At 52.1% G+C, this 18,836-nt stretch carries 21 protein-coding genes and 1 pseudogene; 13 read left to right on the top strand and 9 right to left on the bottom strand.

What is annotated here, in order from left to right:
- Positions 1 to 35: 35 nt before the first annotated feature.
- Both OGX75_RS09940 and OGX75_RS09935 read right to left on the bottom strand, forming a co-directional pair.
- On the bottom strand, positions 36 to 284 hold the full coding sequence (locus OGX75_RS09940; RefSeq protein ID WP_286451602.1) for a hypothetical protein: 249 nt from the start codon (positions 282 to 284) through the stop codon (positions 36 to 38).
- Positions 285 to 400: 116 nt separating this feature from the next.
- A complete protein-coding gene (locus OGX75_RS09935; RefSeq protein WP_286451603.1) occupies positions 401 to 634 on the bottom strand; it encodes a DinI-like family protein in 234 nt (77 codons plus the stop codon).
- Between the two features lie 984 nt (positions 635 to 1,618).
- Here OGX75_RS09935 and OGX75_RS09930 point away from each other — a divergent pair.
- Together OGX75_RS09930 and OGX75_RS09925 are read left to right on the top strand one after the other, a co-directional pair.
- Positions 1,619 to 2,023 (top strand): cell envelope integrity TolA C-terminal domain-containing protein, encoded by a 405-nt coding sequence (locus OGX75_RS09930; RefSeq protein ID WP_214143777.1) that lies wholly within the window; start codon positions 1,619 to 1,621, stop codon positions 2,021 to 2,023.
- Positions 2,020 to 2,217, top strand: a complete 198-nt coding sequence (locus OGX75_RS09925) for a hypothetical protein (protein ID WP_172773842.1) — start codon at positions 2,020 to 2,022, stop codon at positions 2,215 to 2,217. The genes OGX75_RS09930 and OGX75_RS09925 overlap by 4 nt, the downstream gene beginning before the upstream one ends.
- Here OGX75_RS09925 and OGX75_RS21220 read toward each other — a convergent pair.
- Entirely contained in the window at positions 2,175 to 2,306 is a 132-nt protein-coding gene (locus OGX75_RS21220) for a DUF551 domain-containing protein (protein ID WP_172773880.1), read from the bottom strand. The genes OGX75_RS09925 and OGX75_RS21220 overlap by 43 nt on opposite strands.
- A 171-nt stretch (positions 2,307 to 2,477) precedes the next feature.
- On the opposite strand from OGX75_RS21220, the pseudogene OGX75_RS09920 reads away from it, so the two are divergent.
- The 7 genes and pseudogenes from OGX75_RS09920 to roxA form a co-directional block, all read left to right on the top strand.
- Positions 2,478 to 2,918: pseudogene (locus tag OGX75_RS09920) on the top strand (hypothetical protein); the annotation flags it as partial.
- A gap of 40 nt (positions 2,919 to 2,958) precedes the next feature.
- The gene (locus OGX75_RS09915; RefSeq protein WP_012132782.1) at positions 2,959 to 3,198 is read left to right on the top strand and encodes a DUF4060 family protein; all 240 of its coding nucleotides are present in this window, start codon (positions 2,959 to 2,961) and stop codon (positions 3,196 to 3,198) included.
- A gap of 64 nt (positions 3,199 to 3,262) precedes the next feature.
- Entirely contained in the window at positions 3,263 to 3,478 is a 216-nt protein-coding gene (xisR, locus tag OGX75_RS09910; protein WP_104868789.1) for an excisionase family protein, read from the top strand.
- Positions 3,478 to 4,764 carry a site-specific integrase gene (locus OGX75_RS09905; protein ID WP_286451604.1) on the top strand — a complete coding sequence of 429 codons (1,287 nt, stop codon included), beginning with the start codon at positions 3,478 to 3,480 and terminating at the stop codon, positions 4,762 to 4,764. The genes xisR and OGX75_RS09905 overlap by 1 nt, the downstream gene beginning before the upstream one ends.
- Positions 4,765 to 4,837: 73 nt before the next feature.
- Positions 4,838 to 5,509: a two-component system response regulator PhoP gene (phoP, locus tag OGX75_RS09900; RefSeq protein ID WP_024130426.1), complete on the top strand. Its 672-nt coding sequence runs from the start codon at positions 4,838 to 4,840 to the stop codon at positions 5,507 to 5,509.
- The gene (phoQ, locus tag OGX75_RS09895) at positions 5,509 to 6,972 is read left to right on the top strand and encodes a two-component system sensor histidine kinase PhoQ (RefSeq protein WP_012132787.1); all 1,464 of its coding nucleotides are present in this window, start codon (positions 5,509 to 5,511) and stop codon (positions 6,970 to 6,972) included. The genes phoP and phoQ overlap by 1 nt, the downstream gene beginning before the upstream one ends.
- Positions 6,973 to 7,064: 92 nt before the next feature.
- The gene (gene roxA / locus OGX75_RS09890; protein ID WP_047457471.1) at positions 7,065 to 8,186 is read left to right on the top strand and encodes a [50S ribosomal protein L16]-arginine 3-hydroxylase; all 1,122 of its coding nucleotides are present in this window, start codon (positions 7,065 to 7,067) and stop codon (positions 8,184 to 8,186) included.
- Between the two features lie 99 nt (positions 8,187 to 8,285).
- Here roxA and pepT read toward each other — a convergent pair whose 3' ends face one another.
- A complete protein-coding gene (gene pepT, locus OGX75_RS09885) occupies positions 8,286 to 9,512 on the bottom strand; it encodes a peptidase T (RefSeq protein WP_047457474.1) in 1,227 nt (408 codons plus the stop codon).
- 250 nt (positions 9,513 to 9,762) lie between these two features.
- Between pepT and potA the strand changes: the two genes are divergently transcribed.
- The 4 genes from potA to potD are packed head-to-tail and all read left to right on the top strand — an operon-like array spanning position 9,763 to position 13,587.
- The gene (gene potA, locus OGX75_RS09880) at positions 9,763 to 10,899 is read left to right on the top strand and encodes a spermidine/putrescine ABC transporter ATP-binding protein PotA (protein ID WP_012132791.1); all 1,137 of its coding nucleotides are present in this window, start codon (positions 9,763 to 9,765) and stop codon (positions 10,897 to 10,899) included.
- Positions 10,883 to 11,740, top strand: coding sequence for a spermidine/putrescine ABC transporter permease PotB (potB, locus tag OGX75_RS09875; protein ID WP_049011765.1), 858 nt, complete (start codon positions 10,883 to 10,885; stop codon positions 11,738 to 11,740). The genes potA and potB overlap by 17 nt, the downstream gene beginning before the upstream one ends.
- Positions 11,737 to 12,516, top strand: coding sequence for a spermidine/putrescine ABC transporter permease PotC (gene potC, locus OGX75_RS09870; RefSeq protein WP_012132793.1), 780 nt, complete (start codon positions 11,737 to 11,739; stop codon positions 12,514 to 12,516). The genes potB and potC overlap by 4 nt, the downstream gene beginning before the upstream one ends.
- A 24-nt stretch (positions 12,517 to 12,540) precedes the next feature.
- A complete protein-coding gene (gene potD / locus OGX75_RS09865) occupies positions 12,541 to 13,587 on the top strand; it encodes a spermidine/putrescine ABC transporter substrate-binding protein PotD (protein ID WP_012132794.1) in 1,047 nt (348 codons plus the stop codon).
- 101 nt (positions 13,588 to 13,688) lie between these two features.
- Here potD and cobB read toward each other — a convergent pair whose 3' ends face one another.
- The 5 genes from cobB to lolC are packed head-to-tail and all read right to left on the bottom strand — an operon-like array spanning position 13,689 to position 18,607.
- The gene (gene cobB, locus OGX75_RS09860) at positions 13,689 to 14,510 is read right to left on the bottom strand and encodes a Sir2 family NAD+-dependent deacetylase (protein ID WP_047457485.1); all 822 of its coding nucleotides are present in this window, start codon (positions 14,508 to 14,510) and stop codon (positions 13,689 to 13,691) included.
- Positions 14,511 to 14,525: 15 nt separating this feature from the next.
- A complete protein-coding gene (gene nagK / locus OGX75_RS09855; RefSeq protein ID WP_110494339.1) occupies positions 14,526 to 15,437 on the bottom strand; it encodes an N-acetylglucosamine kinase in 912 nt (303 codons plus the stop codon).
- 32 nt (positions 15,438 to 15,469) lie between these two features.
- On the bottom strand, positions 15,470 to 16,714 hold the full coding sequence (gene lolE / locus OGX75_RS09850) for a lipoprotein-releasing ABC transporter permease subunit LolE (RefSeq protein WP_024130429.1): 1,245 nt from the start codon (positions 16,712 to 16,714) through the stop codon (positions 15,470 to 15,472).
- Positions 16,714 to 17,415, bottom strand: a complete 702-nt coding sequence (gene lolD, locus OGX75_RS09845) for a lipoprotein-releasing ABC transporter ATP-binding protein LolD (RefSeq protein ID WP_012132798.1) — start codon at positions 17,413 to 17,415, stop codon at positions 16,714 to 16,716. The genes lolE and lolD overlap by 1 nt, the downstream gene beginning before the upstream one ends.
- Complete coding sequence (gene lolC, locus OGX75_RS09840) at positions 17,408 to 18,607, bottom strand: lipoprotein-releasing ABC transporter permease subunit LolC (protein ID WP_024130430.1); 1,200 nt, start codon at positions 18,605 to 18,607, stop codon at positions 17,408 to 17,410. The genes lolD and lolC overlap by 8 nt, the downstream gene beginning before the upstream one ends.
- Positions 18,608 to 18,836 lie beyond the last annotated feature (229 nt).

Here is an 18,836-nt window from a genome sequence, read left to right as displayed (position 1 = left end):
TTGTTCACTCCGTGGCGCAGCAGGTTAACGGCTGTTCAGACCGTTAATTTCATATTATCAGAAGGTGGCGTTACCCGGTAGCCGAGACGGCGAATAAATTGCGTAAAGCCATTGGGAGTAAAGACTTCTTCATCATCCAGCAAAGGCCGCATGGAAACCATGCCATTGACGCGATAAATAAGATGCCTGCCCGACGAAGGAAAGCTAAACACCACGCAGCCGTCAGACCGTCTTACAATGTCATACCAGTTATCTTCTGACGTTTGCAAAGCTGAATTACTCACATTCTGTTCTCCCTTCGAGCGACATACAGACGCGGTTAAAAATTGTCGGCAGCAGCATCAAAGGGATACGCAAATTGCGGTATTCTGAAAAATGCGCGCCAGCCCCAAGCGCAATGTTAGTAAAACCAGTCGTCAGCGCTTTCCCAGGTCTCCTGGAGAATCTCCTCAATGCACTGCTTATCCCCTTTTTCACCCCCCAGAATACTCAGGCTGTCAGCTCCGGCGCGACGAACTGTCAGTTTCACATCTTCATAGCTCTGACTGAGTCTGCGTAACAGTTCAGCTTCTAATGCTGGCACTGCGCCATCAGGAAGTTTCTTAGTACGATCAATGGTTAATTCAATTTTCATAATGGGCTCCACCACGAAAGCTGTACATTTATACAGCACACCTATAAATCAGAATGATCAACGATTTAAGAGCACGAATAGTTAACCTGCAGACACAAATTCCAGGCGTAAAAAAAACCGCCGAAGCGGGTTTAATCATTAAGAGCATCGCGCCCTGGCTTTAATTTCTTGTCTTCCCATACCGTGGTACCTGCGCTGATGACCACACATCCAACAGGAGCACAGACATGGTGTATGGTAGACCTTACCAAATGCAACTGGCCCACCAGAACACGCATTGCGGTAATGTCTGCGTTTTGATTTAAGCCTTGCAGCATGATGTCGGCGCAGAGCGCGCTTTTGTGATTTCATAACAGAACTCCGTAAATTTTATCGGAGCGGCCACACCTTCGCATAGCCGCCTGAACGGGAGCTCTGAATAGATTATTTTTCTCATTCTATTAATATGACATTAAAATATTCTGGACTAAAAAATAGCCTCATCGGGTTAGTTTACGGACGTGGATGCATCTTTCTCCATCGCTTCCAGAAACCATATTCTTGCCTAATATTGCTCTCGCAAGTAAGCCTTCCATACTTCGTTGTCGGTGGGTTAGCTATGATGCTCTCCAGCGATTCTCCAGCATCAAGGCGAGCATAAATTATGTAATCAGCCGCATTCGGATTTTTTGGCTCTGCCTTTCCAACACTCATGAATCCTCCTGACACTCAATGATACGTGCTCTCTGATGTTATGGAGAGCACATCAGCGTAAACAAATATTATTAGGCCACGGTCTCTTTCAATACTAGGGCCTCGTCGAACGGCTGCGGCACAGCATTACCGCAGCGGGAAACCCTGCGTGGTAGATTTCGTGCAGTTGAAACATTAGTAATGAAGTCTGTCACTTCATTAATGAAGAAGTAATGTAACTATCATATTTTAAATATCTGAAAATAACTATACAATTCAATAAATTGAATTGCAGCATGACGGGAAACATATATGATAAAATTTTTAATGTTGATTGTGGTGACATTAACCATTGCAGGTTGCTCCCCTCTTGCACCTACAGGCTGTCAGAAAAAAAACGCAATGGAATCATGCGAATATAAGAGTTCAGGTAAAGTGTCGGATAAGGATATATATGGATGGTACTCATCCAGAATAAAAAAAGCTTTGGACGCAGCACTTACAGAGCCCCATGCCTGGAATGGTAAAAGATGTGACGCTCATCTGGATTTCAAAGTCGATGGCACCCTGCAAAATTTTATCGTGAAAGGTGGTGACAAAGATTATTGCGCTGCATTGCAAAAAGCTTCTGAAAGAGCGACATTCCCAGCGTTTACCGATCGGAGAGTTTACTTTAATATGGGTTCCGCAAGATGGAACTTCGAAGGTCAGCCATGAAAACTATGGTGCGCCGGGAGATCCCCGGCGTTCTCAACCTGAGAAAAAACCATTTTCACTTCTGCTGGTCAAACAGCTTCCTCAACATCCACCAGCAGCAGGTTTTCCAGCTCTATAATCCGATTGGTGGTGTATTGCAGAAGTTGATCCATCATGCCTCCTGCTGCGGTGCTGCTGGCAGTGGCATCCAGTGAGTTGGCTTGCAATAAACACCACCACCATTCGGAAGTGATGCAAACCTAAACCATCCATCTGTTTCATTGTGCTCAATGTATCCGACCATCTACTCTTTCTTATCAGCGCAGTAAACCTGAACATCAACATCGCGATCCGGCATCCGCTCGCTTACCGGAATCCATCTGCCTGGCAACTTGTAAGCGTCACTTACAGGTTCATCGTTCTGAGCATCACGCAGAGCACAAAAGACTTTATTACGCAATTCGTTGAACTCGTCAGAGCGAATAACCCTGCGCCAGTCCAGCGCATGAGCGTACAGGAAATCACTGGCGAGGTTAGCACCACGACCAGCGCGCAGGAATCGGCAACTAACGTTGATGCCGTTGCCGACGATCTACGCGATCGCATTGATACAGCAAGCTCCGTTGATCAGGCAAAAGCCATTCGCGTGGATATCGAATCACAGAAAGTGTTGCTGGGATCCGCGCTGTTCACCGAATTGAAAAATAAGGCAGTTAAGCGCTACTACTAAGTCGATGCGCAGAACAAGGTCGAGGCTGTGATCAACTCACTTCCAAATCCCGGCGAACCGGAATCCGCAGCGATGTTCGCTAAAGCTGAAAGTACGCTCAGCGCTGCCAAACGTCATCTTGGCGATGAACTGTATGACCAGTTCCGCATCACCCTGGACGACATGAAACCGGAATACGTGAGCTAAGGGAGGCGGGAGGATCCACCCTCCCGTCACAGGAGGTTATATGCGCCTTATCAATCGTAGTAAGCAATCGCCGTTAGGGCGCCGGGCGTGCGATGCAGCACTGGCAAAGCATGTTGAGCTTTACGGGGAGTTTGGCCGACAGAAAACAAAGACCACTTATACCGTGGCGGTCGACGGCGTGAAGGTGACAGTAGAAGTTGTTAACCGACATAAGAGCTATGTCGCCACCGCAATGACAGGTATGCGCCGACTGCGCGCACTGCCAGGGCAGATTGCCTGATAACGAATTATCAATGTCACAACACCGGCGCATCTATACTGGCGCCGGTTACCTGAGGTGAACCATGTCACAGGTAATTTTTAACGAAGAGTGGGTTGTTGAGTCCAGACTTACCGAAAGAACAGGACTTACTGAAGGACAAATTAAAAATTATCGCCTGAAGCTATGGGTTGAAGGTGTTCACTTCAAGCGCCTTACTGCGCTTGGACAGACTGACAACTCTAAAGGTCTGCTTTGGTACAACTACCCGAAGATTAATCAGTTAGTTCAGGATGCTTAATGAAATACCCGACTGGTGTTGAACTGCATAACGGAAAAATCAGGATCACATTTATCTATCGCGGCATTCGTTGCCGCGAAGTTCTCCAGGGTTGGGTTGTCAACAGTAGCAACATTAAAAAAGCGGGCAATCTGCGCGCGGCAATTGTGAGTGAGATACAACTCGGTAAGTTCGACTACGCAGATCGTTTCCCGGAATCAAAGGCTCTTAAGAAATTTTCGTCCACAAAACGGATCTCCACATTCAAAGAACTGAGTGATTTTTTTACAGATACAAAGTCACTGGAGGTATCTGAAGCCACTTTGCTATCCATCACATCAGTCGTTAACACCCTGAAACGAGTCGTGGGCGAGAACACTCGGCTGGTTGATATTCAGCACGCAGATATTCTGAATTACCGCAAAGAGCTCCTGACCGGAGAAGTTTTCAACCCTTCAATGCCAAACCGCATCAAAAATGGGCGCGCGCCCTCAACAGTCAATAAACAGATGGCTGTTTTATCAGAAATGCTGAAGCTTGCAAACCGAAGCCAGTTTATATTGCATGCTCCTTATGAAGGGGTGTCGCGACTCAAGTTATCTAAAAATGATCCCGATCCACTTTTACTTCATGAGTACCAGGCACTGATAGCCGCCCTTCCCCGTAGCCAGGCATTAATCATCATTATTGCGGTACATACAGGGATGAGGCCGGGCGAGATATGCGCACTGGCATGGGAAGATATTGATTTGGTAAAAGGTGAAATCCACGTATCCAGAAATTTGACGAACAAGCGAGTATTTGTACCCCCTAAAACAGATGCCGGGATAAGGACGATAACGTTGCTGAAACCTGCTCATGATGCTCTGCTGGAGCAATACGAAATCACCGGGAACAGTCCAAAACAGGAAATTCAGTTTCATCATCGTGAGATCGGAAAAACTGAGCAGCAATATCTTCGCTTCGTTTTTTCACCGACATCATACTCGTCAACGAAAGGCGGTTACTTTTCCAAGGACTCGATTTCCTATGGCTGGAGGCGTGGAACTAAACTTTCAGGTATACGTGAGCGCAATCCATATCAGTCGCGTCACACATATGCCTGCTGGACGCTGATGGCCGGAGCGAACCCGTCATTCATAGCCAGTCAGATGGGACATGAAGATGCGCGTATGGTGTACGAGGTTTACTCCAAGTGGATTGGTGACATGAACCAGGATCAGGTCAACATGCTGAACAATCAGATGCCGACAGCACTGCCCCCAGGACGCCCCCAAGGGCGAGGGAGTATGAAAAAAGTTATTTAATTTCATAGCGCTGGTTTCAATCCACACAATCAGCGTTAAACTACTAATACCGTTAATTTAGGGAGAAAAGATGATGCGCGTACTGGTTGTCGAAGATAATGCCTTATTACGCCACCACCTGAAGGTTCAATTACAGGATTTGGGGCACCAGGTTGATGACGCAGAAGATGCAAAGGAAGCCGATTATTATCTTAACGAGCATCTGCCGGACATCGCCATCGTCGATTTAGGCCTCCCGGATGAAGACGGGCTTTCGCTGATCCGCCGCTGGCGCAGCAATGACGTTTCCCTTCCTGTTCTGGTATTAACCGCCCGTGAAGGCTGGCAGGATAAAGTGGAAGTGCTGAGCGCCGGCGCCGACGACTACGTGACAAAACCGTTTCATATTGAAGAAGTGGTCGCGCGTATGCAGGCGTTAATGCGCCGCAACAGCGGCCTGGCCTCGCAGGTTATCTCTATTCCGCCTTTTCAGGTGGATCTCTCCCGCCGTGAATTGTCCGTAAATGATGAAGTGATAAAACTGACGGCGTTTGAATACACCATTATGGAAACGCTGATCCGCAATAATGGCAAAGTCGTCAGTAAAGATTCGTTGATGCTACAGCTCTACCCGGATGCGGAACTGCGTGAAAGCCATACCATTGATGTATTAATGGGGCGCTTACGCAAAAAAATTCAGGCGCGATATCCTGATGATGTGATTACCACCGTCCGTGGTCAGGGATACCTGTTCGAACTGCGCTAATGAATAAATTACTGCGTCATCTTTTTCCTTTATCGCTGCGCCTGCGCTTTCTGCTGGCGACGGCAGGCGTTGTGCTGGTGCTCTCTCTGGCCTACGGCATGGTCGCGCTGGTTGGCTATAGCGTCAGTTTCGATAAGACAACCTTTCGCCTGTTACGCGGTGAAAGCAACCTTTTCTACACCCTCGCGTCATGGCAAAACAATAAAATCAATATCGAGATCCCGGAAAATCTCGATATGCAAAGCCCCACGATGACACTGATCTATGATGAGAACGGCAAGTTGTTATGGGCGCAGCGCAACGTTCCCTGGCTGGAGAAACGTATCCAGCCGGAATGGCTGAAAGCCAACGGTTTTCATGAAATTGAAGCCGATGTCGATGCCACCAGCACATTGCTGAGTGAAGATCATTCCGCCCAACAGCAGCTCAAAGAGGTGCGGGAAGATGACGACGATGCGGAAATGACCCACTCCGTGGCGGTGAATGTCTATCCGGCTACCGCGCGGATGCCGCAACTGACGATAGTGGTTGTCGATACTATCCCCATCGAGCTGAAACGCTCGTATATGGTCTGGAGCTGGTTTATTTATGTTCTGGCGGCAAACCTGCTGTTAGTCATCCCGTTGCTCTGGGTCGCCGCGTGGTGGAGTTTACGCCCTATCGAAGCGCTGGCGCGTGAAGTGCGCGAGCTGGAAGAACACCACCGCGAAATGCTCAACCCAGAAACCACGCGGGAACTGACCAGCCTGGTGCGCAACCTCAACCGGCTGCTGAAGAGCGAACGTGAACGTTATGATAAATACCGCACCACGTTAACCGACCTCACCCATAGTCTGAAAACGCCGCTGGCGGTATTGCAGAGCACCCTGCGTTCAATGCGCAGCGAAAAAATGAGCGTCAGCGACGCCGAACCGGTCATGCTGGAACAGATCAGCCGTATCTCCCAGCAGATCGGTTATTACCTGCATCGCGCCAGCATGCGCGGAAGCGGCGTGTTACTCAGTCGCGAGCTGCACCCCGTAGCGCCGTTACTGGACAATCTCACCTGCGCGCTCAATAAGGTGTATCAGCGTAAAGGGGTCAACATTAGCCTCGATATTTCGCCGGAAATCAGCTTCGTCGGCGAGCAGAATGACTTTGTTGAAGTGATGGGCAACGTGCTGGATAACGCCTGTAAATACTGCCTGGAGTTTGTTGAAATTTCAGCCCGGCAGACCGATGAGCATCTGCATATTCTGGTAGAAGACGACGGCCCGGGCATTCCGCAAAGCAAGCGTGATGTGGTTTTCGATCGCGGTCAGCGCATTGACACCCTGCGACCAGGGCAAGGCGTGGGGCTGGCGGTCGCCCGTGAGATCACTGAGCAATATGAAGGGAAGATCGTCGCCGGTGACAGTTTGCTCGGCGGAGCGCGGATGGAGGTGATTTTTGGTCGCCAGCACCCGATTCAGCGCGATGAATGACGCTGGCGTGTAATATTTATGTATGTTCTTCACCGCATGTCGTTAAGCATCCGTTATAATCGGTGTCAGATACCAGCCTGCGGATAATCAACATGGAATATCAATTAACACTTAACTGGCCCGAATTTCTTGAACGCCACTGGCAAAAACGCCCGGTGGTGTTAAAACGCGGGTTCAACAACTTCATTGATCCGCTCTCCCCTGACGAACTGGCGGGACTGGCGATGGAAAGCGAAGTCGATAGCCGTCTGGTCAGTCATCAGGATGGTAAATGGCAGGTCAGCCACGGCCCGTTCGAGAGTTACGACCACCTCGGCGAGAACAACTGGTCGCTGCTGGTTCAGGCCGTAAACCACTGGCATGAACCTACCGCTGCGCTGATGCGCCCTTTCCGCGCGTTGCCAGACTGGCGTATTGACGATCTGATGATCTCCTTTTCCGTCCCTGGCGGCGGCGTGGGTCCGCATCTGGATCAGTACGATGTCTTTATCATTCAGGGAACCGGTCGCCGCCGCTGGCGCGTAGGCGAGAAGCTGCAACTGAAGCAGCATTGCCCTCACCCGGATCTACTCCAGGTCGATCCTTTTGAAGCCATCATTGATGAAGAGCTGGAGCCCGGCGATATTCTGTATATCCCACCCGGATTCCCGCACGAAGGCTACGCGCTGGAAAACGCGATGAACTACTCGGTTGGTTTCCGCGCGCCGAATACGCGTGAACTGATCAGCGGTTTTGCCGACTACGTTCTGCAACGCGAGCTGGGCAGCACCTATTACAGCGACCCGGATATCCCGCCGCGCGAGCATCCTGCCGACGTTCTGCCGCAGGAGATGGACAAGCTGCGTGAAATGATGCTCGACCTGATCAATCAGCCTGAACACTTTAAACAGTGGTTTGGCGAATTTATCTCCCAGTCTCGTCACGAACTGGACATCGCGCCGCCGGAACCGCCGTATCAGCCGGATGAGATCTATGATGCGCTGAAACAAGGCGATGTGCTGGTGCGTCTGGGCGGCTTACGCGTCCTGCGCATTGGCGATGAGGTCTACGCCAACGGTGAGAAGATTGATTCTCCGCACCGCCCGGCGCTGGAGGCGCTCTCCAGTCACATCGTGCTGACCGCCGAGAATTTTGGCGATGCGCTGGAAGACCCGTCGTTCCTCGCAATGCTGGCCGCGCTGGTCAACAGCGGGTACTGGTTCTTCGAAGGGTAATAAGTTATTGCGATTGAGCCTGGTGGCAACGCTAACGCGTTTTATCAGGCCTACACACGGTAGGCCTGATAAGCGAAGCGCCATCACACCACGACACCATTACTGCTGCTTCGCAGTTAGCTCCGCAATACGCACAATCACCTGCACCGCTTTCTCCATCCCTTCCAGCGTCACAAACTCATGCTTGCCATGATAGTTATAGCCGCCGGTAAAGAGGTTCGGGCACGGTAAACCCATAAACGAAAGCTGGGCTCCGTCAGTGCCGCCACGGATCGGCTTCATATCCGGCACAATATCGCAGTCACGCATTGCCTGCTGTGCAATATCGAGAATATGTGGGTGTTCGACCACTTTCTCGCGCATATTGTAATAGCTGTCTTCGATCACCAGCTCAATGTAGCAGTCCGGGTGCAGTCCCTTCCCGACCTTTTTAGCGATCTCCATCATTTTGCGCTTGCGGGCTTCAAACTGTTTGCGGTCGAAATCGCGAATGATGTAGTGCATATCCGCACGATCAACGGTGCCTTTCATACTCGCCAGATGGTAGAAGCCTTCATAGCCTTCAGTCGTCTCCGGGCTCTCATCCGCCGGAACCTCGGCATGAATACGCGCCGCCAGCGACAGCGCATTCACCATCACGCCCTTCGCCGTACCGGGGTGTACGTTATTGCCCACGATTTTGATATTCACGGAGGCCGCATTGAAGTTTTCAAACTCCAGTTCCCCTACGCCGCCGCCATCAACGGTATAAGCCCACTGCGCACCGAAAGCCTCAACGTCAAAATGTTTCGCCCCTTTACCGACCTCTTCATCCGGCGTAAAGGCCACGCGAATATCACCGTGCGGAATGTCTTTCTGTTTCAGTACCGCCAGCGCGGTCATGATTTCCGCCACGCCCGCTTTGTCGTCAGCGCCCAGCAGCGTTTTCCCGTCAGTGGTGATCAACGTCTGCCCCAGCAGTTGATGCAGAACCGGGAACATCACTGGCGACAGCACCTCATCGCCGATCCCTAGCGCAATATCGCCACCACGGTAGTTTTCCACAATCTGCGGATTCACATTCTTACCGCTGAAATCAGGTGAGGTATCCACATGAGAGATAAAACCAATCGCGGGGATATCGCCAGCAACGTTGGCTGGCAGCGTCGCCATGACGGTCCCTTTGTCACTTAACGTGACATTCACCAGCCCCATTTCTTCGAGCTGTTGTTTGAGCAAATGTAATAATTTCCACTGGCCCTCAGTGCTGGGCACTTGCCGTACGCCCGCCTTTGATTGGGTATCCAGCGACACGTAGTGTAAAAAACGCTCAAGTAGTTTATCCATGCAGTCACCCTCACTTTTCGTGACAACATTATTAATAAGCAAGAAAAGACAAATATTGCGTCAGGTCACTTTTATCCCTGCAAACGAGAATATTTCGCGTAGACACTTTTTCTGACTATAAAGCTAAGCCAGTAATTCGCAACAAGGATTGGCGATTTTAGCGGTTTGCCGTAGAATGACCGCCCTCATTAAGAGTCACCAAGGTGGTTAACCACAAACCCCGCATCGGTCAGCCATCCGTTGCGTCTACATGGGACAGAGTAAAAAATTGAATAAACAACCGCGTTCGCTTTCACCGCTGGTACAACTGGCGGGAATTCGCAAAAGCTTCGACGGAAAAGAGGTCATTTCTAATCTGAATCTGACCATCAATAACGGCGAATTCCTCACGCTGCTTGGCCCCTCTGGCTGCGGTAAAACAACCGTTCTGCGCCTGATTGCCGGTCTGGAAAATGTTGATGCCGGCCATATCATGTTGGATAACCAGGACATCACTGACGTTCCAGCGGAACACCGCTATGTGAACACCGTCTTTCAAAGCTATGCGTTATTCCCCCACATGACCGTATTTGAAAATGTGGCTTTCGGTTTACGCATGCAGAAAACCCCCGCCGCCGAGATTACCCCTCGCGTCACCGACGCTCTGCGCATGGTGCAACTGGAAGAGTTTGCACAGCGAAAGCCGCATCAGCTTTCCGGCGGGCAGCAGCAGCGTGTGGCCATCGCCCGCGCCGTCGTCAATAAACCGCGTTTATTGCTGCTGGATGAATCCCTCTCCGCGCTGGATTACAAGCTGCGAAAGCAGATGCAGAACGAACTGAAAGCGTTGCAGCGTAAGCTGGGCATCACTTTTGTGTTCGTTACGCACGATCAGGAAGAAGCGCTGACCATGTCTGACCGTATCGTGGTGATGCGCGACGGCATTATTGAGCAGGACGGCACACCGCGAGAAATCTATGAGGAACCGAAAAACCTGTTCGTCGCCGGATTCATTGGCGAAATCAACATGTTTAACGCCACGGTAATTGAACGTCTCGACGAACAACGCGTACGCGCCAATGTAGAAGGACGCGAGTGCAATATTTATGTTAACTTTGCCGTCGTTCCTGGTCAGAAACTGAACGTACTGTTACGCCCGGAAGATCTGCGCGTTGATGAAATTAACGATGATAACCACATTGAAGGTCTCATTGGCTACGTACGCGAGCGCAACTACAAAGGTATGACGCTGGAATCCGTCGTCGAACTGGAAAATGGCAAAATGGTGATGGTCAGCGAATTCTTCAATGAAGACGATCCTGACTTCGACCACTCTCTCGACCAAAAAATGGCCATTAATTGGGTAGAAAGCTGGGAGGTCGTACTGGCTGATGAAGAACACAAGTAAATTCCAGAATGTGGTGATTGTCACTGTCGTTGGTTGGCTTGTGTTGTTTGTCTTTCTGCCCAACCTGATGATTATTGGTACCAGCTTTTTGACCCGTGATGACGCGAACTTCGTCAAAATGGTCTTTACGCTGGATAACTACGCTCGTTTGCTCGATCCGCTCTATTTTGAGGTATTGCTGCATTCCCTCAATATGGCGCTCATCGCCACCTTCGCCTGCCTGGTGCTCGGCTATCCCTTTGCCTGGTTTCTGGCGAAACTGCCGGAAAAAGTGCGTCCGCTGCTGCTGTTTTTGCTGATCGTGCCGTTCTGGACTAACTCGCTGATCCGTATTTACGGCCTGAAAATTTTTCTCAGCACCAAGGGCTATCTCAACGAGTTCCTGCTGTGGCTGGGTGTGATTGACGCCCCGATCCGCATCATGTTCACGCCGGGCGCGGTCATTATCGGTCTGGTCTATATCCTGCTGCCGTTTATGGTGATGCCGCTCTACTCCAGCATTGAAAAACTGGATAAGCCGCTGCTGGAGGCCGCCCGCGATCTGGGCGCCAGTAAATTGCAGACCTTTATTCGCATTATTATTCCACTGACCATGCCGGGGATCATCGCCGGGTGTCTGCTGGTGATGCTGCCGGCGATGGGGCTGTTCTATGTCTCTGACCTGATGGGTGGAGCAAAGAACCTGCTGATTGGTAACGTTATTAAGGTTCAGTTCCTGAACATTCGCGACTGGCCGTTTGGCGCAGCCACCAGCATTACGCTGACGATTGTGATGGGCCTGATGCTGCTGGTTTACTGGCGCGCATCGCGGCTGCTGAATAAGAAGGTGGAACTCGAATGATCGGTCGACTGCTTCGTGGCGGTTTTATGACCGCTATCTACGCGTACCTGTATATTCCAATCATCATCTTGATTGTGAACTCCTTTAACAGTTCGCGCTTTGGCATCAACTGGCAGGGTTTTACCACCAACTGGTACAGCCTGCTGATGAATAACGACAGCCTGTTGCAGGCGGCACAGCACTCGCTGACGATGGCGGTGTTCTCGGCCACCTTTGCCACGATCATCGGCTCGCTAACGGCAGTGGCGCTGTATCGCTATCGTTTTCGCGGTAAACCGTTTGTCAGCGGCATGCTGTTCGTCGTCATGATGTCGCCGGATATTGTAATGGCGATTTCACTGCTGGTGCTGTTTATGTTGCTCGGCATCCAGTTGGGCTTCTGGTCGTTGCTGTTTTCGCATATCACCTTTTGCCTGCCCTTCGTGGTCGTTACCGTTTACTCGCGCCTGAAAGGGTTTGACGTGCGGATGCTGGAAGCGGCAAAAGACTTGGGAGCCAGTGAAGTCACGATTTTGCGTAAGATCATTCTGCCGCTGGCAATGCCTGCGGTCGCGGCTGGCTGGTTGCTCAGTTTCACCCTGTCGATGGATGACGTGGTGGTTTCGTCATTCGTCACCGGACCTGGCTATGAGATTCTGCCATTGAAAATTTACTCAATGGTAAAAGTCGGCGTTTCGCCGGAAGTTAACGCGCTGGCAACGATTTTGTTGGTTCTGTCGCTGGTTATGGTCATCGCCAGCCAGCTTATTGCTCGTGATAAAACCAAGGGCCGTTGAGGCCCACTATTCAGGGGACGTTAAATGAAAAAATGGTCACGCCACCTGCTCGCGGCGGGTGCTCTGGCACTGGGCATGAGCGCCGCTCACGCTGATGACAACAACACGCTCTATTTCTACAACTGGACCGAGTATGTTCCACCAGGACTACTGGAACAGTTCACTAAAGAGACGGGCATTAAGGTTATCTATTCGACCTACGAGTCGAATGAAACCATGTATGCCAAGCTGAAAACGTATAAAGACGGCGCCTACGACCTGGTGGTGCCTTCCACCTATTACGTCGATAAAATGCGTAAAGAGGGCATGATCCAGAAGATCGACAAAACGAAGTTAACCAACTTCCACAACCTCGATCCTGAAATGCTCAACAAACCGTTTGACCCGAATAACGACTACTCCATCCCGTATATCTGGGGCGCAACGGCAATTGGCGTTAACAGCGACGAAATTGACCCGAAAACCGTCACCAGCTGGGCTGACCTGTGGAAGCCTGAGTATAAAGGCAGCCTGCTGCTGACTGACGATGCGCGTGAAGTGTTCCAGATGGCGCTGCGTAAGCTGGGTTACTCCGGCAACACCACCGATCCTAAAGAGATTGAAGCGGCGTATAACGAACTGAAAAAACTGATGCCAAACGTGGCGGCGTTCAACTCCGACAACCCGGCTAACCCGTATATGGAAGGCGAAGTCAACCTGGGGATGGTGTGGAACGGTTCTGCGTACGTTGCACGTCAGGCAGGGACGCCGCTTGAGGTTATCTGGCCGAAAGAAGGCGGTATTTTCTGGATGGACAGCCTTTCTATTCCGGCGAACGCCAAAAACAAAGAAGGCGCGCTGAAGCTGATCAACTTCCTGCTGCGCCCGGATGTGGCGAAAGAAGTGGCGGAGACGATCGGTTATCCGACACCGAACCTGGCCGCACGTAAGCTGTTAAGTCCTGAAGTGGCAAATGATAAATCACTCTACCCTGATGCCGACACCATCAATAAAGGGGAATGGCAGAACGATGTGGGTTCCGCCAGTGCTATCTATGAAGAGTATTATCAGAAGCTGAAAGCGGGACGCTAATTCAGCGTTGTAAAGAATGCCCGATGGCGCTGCGCTTATCGGGCCTGGACAAATGCGAACCGTAGGCCGGATAAGGCATTCGCCGCCATCCGGCAAAAAAATCACAGTCCTTTCAATAATTTCTCAATAAATGCCGGTACGACCTGGCTTGCCGGGCCATAATATTTCTCTTCAAACTCGCTGCCGACCTGGCTTGGTTCAAGATTTAGCTCGACCGTATGCGCGCCGTGCAGGCGGGCCTCATGCACAAACCCGGCCGCCGGATAAACATGCCCGGATGTTCCGATAGCGATAAACACATCCGCCATCGCCAGCGCCATATAGATCTCATCCATGCCAAGCGGCATTTCACCAAACCACACGACGTGCGGGCGAAGCGAAGCCGGGAACTGGCAGCAATGGCACTTATCGTCTGAAGTCACATCGCCCGTCCAGTCCAGAATTTGCCCGCTCTGGGAGCAGCGCACTTTCAACAGCTCGCCGTGCATGTGAATGATATTCTTGTTGCCCGCGCGTTCATGCAGATTATCGATATTTTGCGTCACCAGCAGGAAACGATCGCCCAGCGCCTCTTCCAGTTTTGCCAGCGCGACATGCGCCGGGTTGGGCTGAATCTCAGGCCGCTGCAACTGCTGACGGCGGGCGTTGTAAAATGACTGAACCAGTTCTGGATCGCGGGCAAACCCTTCCGGGGTCGCCACATCCTCTACCCGATGCTCTTCCCAGAGACCATCAGCGGCGCGAAATGTACGAATGCCGGATTCGGCAGAGATTCCCGCTCCAGTAAGAACTAATACTCTTGGTTTTTCCATCATTTCCGGCACCACTCTGTCTCTGAAAAAGATTCGCTGACGCAGGCGTTCACGCAAATGGCGTTTGTTTTTACGAAAACGGCTTAATCGATGAGCCCGACGCGACTGCATAACAACCTCTTTTGATTAATCGGTAAGATGTAAGAAGGCAGCGCCGCGCATCCCGCCCGCATCACCGTGTCGTGCCCGTTCAATACGCGGTACACGAGCAACAGGAAGGAGATGACGTGGCAACCTGTCTGCCAGTTGCGTTGTTATAGCAGTGAAGTTTGATAATCCTCCCCCAATCACCACCAGATCGGGATCGACGATCGTGAGGATATTCCCCAGGCAGACCGCCAGTAAATCCAGGTAACGTTCAACATGCGCACGCGCGCGTTCATCACCTTGCTCCCACAAAGCAATAATCTCCGGCGCCTGTAGAGGTTGATGATAGTAATGCTGATACAGCCACGCAAACCCGCGGCCGGAAAGATAATTTTCGATGCAGCCCAGTTGACCGCAGCCGCAGCGACGCAGAGGAAAATCGAACCCCATCAGGGTGAGCGCATCGACAGGCAAACGCATATGACCAAACTCGCCGGTAATATAGCTGCGACCGGTGATCGGCTTACCGTTGAGCACCAGTCCGCCGCCTACGCCCGTCCCGAGGATAAGCCCCATGACCAGCGGATACTGCGTGAACTCATCATCCCAGGCTTCCGACAGTGCAAAGCAGTTCGCGTCGTTATCCAGGCGAACATCACGATCCAGCCGGGCGCTGAGATCGGCGCGGAGCGGTTTACCGCTGGCGGCCGGAACATTGGCGGCATACAGCGTTCCGTCTTCCGTTTCCGGCATCCCTGGAATACCAATGCCCACGGAGCCTTTTACGTCAAACCGCTGGTCGGCTTCCGCCACCAGATCGCAGACCGCCGTTAAAAAAGCCTCATAGCCTTCGCGTGGCGTCGGTACGCGTTTTTCCCAGCGCAAACGTCGCTCGTTATCAAACACGCCTAAGGCAATTTTTGTCCCGCCAATGTCAAACCCGTAATACATCACGCACCGCTCCTTGTTCTTATGTACTGCGACTACTGGCCGCTTAACACTCTCGCGGGGTCAATATTGCTGGCGCGTCGCGCCGGATACCAGCTCGCCAACAAGCTCAGCAACAATGCCGTAACCAGTACGTAAATAACGTCCAGCCAGTGTAATTCGGATGGCAGGAAGTCGATAAAATAGATGTCTCCAGAAAGGAACTGATGCCCTATCAGCTTTTCGATGCCTTCGATAATAGGGGTCAGTTGCAATGAGACGACCACGCCAATCGCCACACCGCACAGACTGCCGAGCAGACCCGCCAGCAGCCCATACCAGACGAAAATGGCGCGGATTAGGCCATCTTTCGCCCCTAAGGTTCTTAATACCGCGATATCGCCGCTCTTATCTTTTACCGCCATCACCAGCGTCGAAACGATATTGAAGCAGGCCACGCCGATCACCAGCACCATCGCCAGATACATGATGGCGCGGATCATCTGAATATCATGGTACATATAGCCGTAAGTACCGATCCAGCTCTTAATGTAAACGTAACTGTCGGTCACTTCGCCAGCGTCCCGTACCAATTTATTGGCGTTAAAGACATCGTTGACCTTAATCGCGATGCCGGACACGCTGGCCCCCATATCCAGGTACTGCTGCGCGTCTTCCATAGGGATCATGGCAAAGCTGTGATCGAGCTGACCGCTCAGTTGCAGAATCCCCGTCACATGCAGACGCACTCGCTTAGGCTGCTGCAATTTATGATCGGCGCTGGCATTGGGGATCATGATCGACACCCAGTCGCCCTGCTTCACTTTCAGCGCATCGGCAACGCCCTTGCCAATGATGATCTGCTGCTCGCCCGCCCTGAAGTTATCCCAGGCATGGTTTTGCACAAACGACGGCAGCGCGCTCAAGCGCTGTTCCTGTTTCGGGTCCACGCCCTTCACCTGGATTGCGCGCAGATTCGCCCCGCTCTCCACCAGCCCGGTAAAGTTGATATAGGGCGCTGCCGCTGCAATCCCCTGTACGTGCTGCACTTTTTCCAGCGCTTCGCGCCAGTGAGTCCACGGCTGATTCACCGCTTCAATTTCACCATGCGGCACCACGGCCAGAATACGGTTGTTCAGCTCGCGCTCGAAACCGTTCATCGCGCTTAAGCCAACAATCAGTACCGCCACGCCCAGCGCGATGCCGATAGTCGAGATAACGGAAATCAGCGACACCATACCGCCGCGCCGACGACCACGACTAAAGCGCAAGCCGATCAATAACGATAAAGGCGAAGCCATTACTCAGCTCCCATCAGGCTCAGTTCTGCCGTCAGCAGACCGTCGCGCATTTCAAGCTGACGGCTCATTCGCTTCGCCAGCTGCAAATCGTGAGTCACCACCAGAAACGCCGTTCCCTGAGCGCGATTGAGTTCACCCAGAAGCTGGAAAATACTGTCGGCATTGCGCGCATCCAGGTTGCCGGTCGGTTCATCCGCCAGCACCAGGCGCGGATTGTTGACCAGCGCTCGGGCGATGGCGACACGCTGACGCTCGCCGCCGGAAAGTTCGGATGGACGATGGTTAGCACGGTGGTCCAGCCCCACCGCCTGCAACATTTCACGCGCCCGCTCGGTAATTTCAGCCGGTTTTTTCTTGCCGATCAGCAGCGGCATCGCGACGTTTTCCAGCGCGGTGAAATCCGGCAGCAGGTGATGGAACTGATAAATAAAGCCAAGCTTCTGGTTGCGCAGTTCCGCTTTCGCCGCCGACGAGAGTTTGCTCATCGGCTGGCCGCTAAAAATGACATCGCCCGACGTCGGCGTATCCAGGCCGCCCAGCAGGTGCAGAAGTGTACTTTTCCCGGAGCCGGAGCTGCCGACAATCGCCATCATTTCGCCTTCGCCAATGCTGAAGCTGACATCGTGCAGCACGTCGGTTTGCACGGAGCCTTCCTGATAGCGTTTGCACAGGTTGTCGCATTGCAACAGGATCTTATTCATAACGTAAAGCCTCAGCGGGTTGGGTGGCGGCAGCGCGCCAGGAAGGATACAGCGTGGACAATAACGCGATGGCCATCGCCACCAGCGCAATAACAACAACCTGTAGCGGTTCAATCGCCACCGGCAGCGCAGCGCCATCCAGGAATGCGCCAATGATCGGCATCAGGTTATTCAGTTGGCTGGCCAGCAATGCGCCCAGCACCGCCCCCAGCAGCGCGCCGATAATCCCGGCGCTGGCGCCCTGAACCATAAACACCATCATGATCTGGCGCGGCGTCAGCCCCTGGGTTTGTAAAATAGCCACTTCGCCCTGCTTCTCCATCACCATCAAACCTAACGAAGTAATAATATTAAACGCCGCCACGGCGACGATCAGGCTTAACAGCAAACCCATCATGTTTTTTTCCATGCGCACGGCCTGGAACAGTTCGCCTTTTCGCTCACGCCAGTCCTGCCATTTCGTCCCCTCTGGCAACGTCTGCTGGCTGAGGGTATCCACCTTCAGCGGCTCATTGAGCCACAAGCGCCAGCCGGTGATATTGCCCGCCGGGTAGCGCATCAGGCGCGACGCATCCTGAATATTGGTCAGCATCTGGTAGCCATCCACTTCGCTGTTCGCCGCGAAGGTGCCAATCACCGTAAACAGGCGCTGGCTCGGCAGCCGTCCCATTGGTGTGAACTGGCTGGCGGAAGGCACCATCACGCGAATTTGATCGCCGCGATTGACGCCCAACTGCCCGGCAAGCTGCTCGCCGAGGATGACATTATACTTGCCCGGTTCAAGAGAGGTTTGCTTCACATTGACCAGATACGGCGTTAAGGGATCTTTTTGCGCCGGGTCGATACCCAGCATCACGCCCACGGCGACGCTACGCGCGCTTTGCAGCACGACATCTCCCGTGGTAAGCGGCGCGATACGGTTGACGCCATTCAACGTAACCGCTTTTTCGGGTATCTGCTGTGGATTAAGGGAGCCCTGCTCAGACGAGAGAATTGCCTGCGGCATCAGGCCAAGGATGTTGTTTTGCAGTTCACGTTCAAAACCATTCATCACCGACAATACCGTGACCAGCGCCATCACCCCGAGAGTAATGCCAATGGTGGAAAGCCAGGAGACGAAACGACCGAAACGATCTGCTGCACGCCCACGCATATAACGCAGGCCAATAAATAGAGCGACAGGTTGGTACATGAAATCCGTCTGGTTGCTGTTAGCAAAGCCCTGAGTATATAAGCGAAAGCGGAATGGGTAAATGACTGAACCGTAAGTGTTCGTCAGCGTAATTCTGAAAAGTATCAAGAAATCAACTTCCTGAAGATACCTGCTTTGATACTCACCCTTGACCCTGATCTTTATCTTAAAAAAATAAAATACAGAATGTTACGCATTACAACACCGATCCCCGCCCGCAGGATCACAG

Source organism: Citrobacter sp. CK199, from assembly GCF_030333285.1.
GTDB classification, from domain to species: domain Bacteria; phylum Pseudomonadota; class Gammaproteobacteria; order Enterobacterales; family Enterobacteriaceae; genus Citrobacter_B; species Citrobacter_B koseri.
Note: the sequence above shows the minus strand (reverse complement) of the source record. Positions and strands in the feature narration are given on the sequence as shown.

What these genes read in the sequence shown, in the direction of transcription:
- lolE (WP_024130429.1), bottom strand. Translation starts at nt 16,714, where the DNA reads ATGGCTTCGCCTTTATCGTTATTGATCGGCTTGCGCTTTAGTCGTGGT.
- OGX75_RS09925 (WP_172773842.1), top strand. Translation starts at nt 2,020, where the DNA reads ATGAAAACTATGGTGCGCCGGGAGATCCCCGGCGTTCTCAACCTGAGA.
- OGX75_RS09935 (WP_286451603.1), bottom strand. Translation starts at nt 634, where the DNA reads ATGAAAATTGAATTAACCATTGATCGTACTAAGAAACTTCCTGATGGC.
- OGX75_RS09915 (WP_012132782.1), top strand. Translation starts at nt 2,959, where the DNA reads ATGCGCCTTATCAATCGTAGTAAGCAATCGCCGTTAGGGCGCCGGGCG.
- OGX75_RS21220 (WP_172773880.1), bottom strand. Translation starts at nt 2,306, where the DNA reads ATGGTCGGATACATTGAGCACAATGAAACAGATGGATGGTTTAGGTTT.
- potC (WP_012132793.1), top strand. Translation starts at nt 11,737, where the DNA reads ATGATCGGTCGACTGCTTCGTGGCGGTTTTATGACCGCTATCTACGCG.
- OGX75_RS09930 (WP_214143777.1), top strand. Translation starts at nt 1,619, where the DNA reads ATGATAAAATTTTTAATGTTGATTGTGGTGACATTAACCATTGCAGGT.
- pepT (WP_047457474.1), bottom strand. Translation starts at nt 9,512, where the DNA reads ATGGATAAACTACTTGAGCGTTTTTTACACTACGTGTCGCTGGATACC.
- phoP (WP_024130426.1), top strand. Translation starts at nt 4,838, where the DNA reads ATGCGCGTACTGGTTGTCGAAGATAATGCCTTATTACGCCACCACCTG.
- OGX75_RS09905 (WP_286451604.1), top strand. Translation starts at nt 3,478, where the DNA reads ATGAAATACCCGACTGGTGTTGAACTGCATAACGGAAAAATCAGGATC.
- potA (WP_012132791.1), top strand. Translation starts at nt 9,763, where the DNA reads ATGGGACAGAGTAAAAAATTGAATAAACAACCGCGTTCGCTTTCACCG.
- potB (WP_049011765.1), top strand. Translation starts at nt 10,883, where the DNA reads ATGAAGAACACAAGTAAATTCCAGAATGTGGTGATTGTCACTGTCGTT.
- roxA (WP_047457471.1), top strand. Translation starts at nt 7,065, where the DNA reads ATGGAATATCAATTAACACTTAACTGGCCCGAATTTCTTGAACGCCAC.
- potD (WP_012132794.1), top strand. Translation starts at nt 12,541, where the DNA reads ATGAAAAAATGGTCACGCCACCTGCTCGCGGCGGGTGCTCTGGCACTG.
- xisR (WP_104868789.1), top strand. Translation starts at nt 3,263, where the DNA reads ATGTCACAGGTAATTTTTAACGAAGAGTGGGTTGTTGAGTCCAGACTT.
- lolD (WP_012132798.1), bottom strand. Translation starts at nt 17,415, where the DNA reads ATGAATAAGATCCTGTTGCAATGCGACAACCTGTGCAAACGCTATCAG.
- lolC (WP_024130430.1), bottom strand. Translation starts at nt 18,607, where the DNA reads ATGTACCAACCTGTCGCTCTATTTATTGGCCTGCGTTATATGCGTGGG.
- cobB (WP_047457485.1), bottom strand. Translation starts at nt 14,510, where the DNA reads ATGCAGTCGCGTCGGGCTCATCGATTAAGCCGTTTTCGTAAAAACAAA.
- phoQ (WP_012132787.1), top strand. Translation starts at nt 5,509, where the DNA reads ATGAATAAATTACTGCGTCATCTTTTTCCTTTATCGCTGCGCCTGCGC.
- nagK (WP_110494339.1), bottom strand. Translation starts at nt 15,437, where the DNA reads ATGTATTACGGGTTTGACATTGGCGGGACAAAAATTGCCTTAGGCGTG.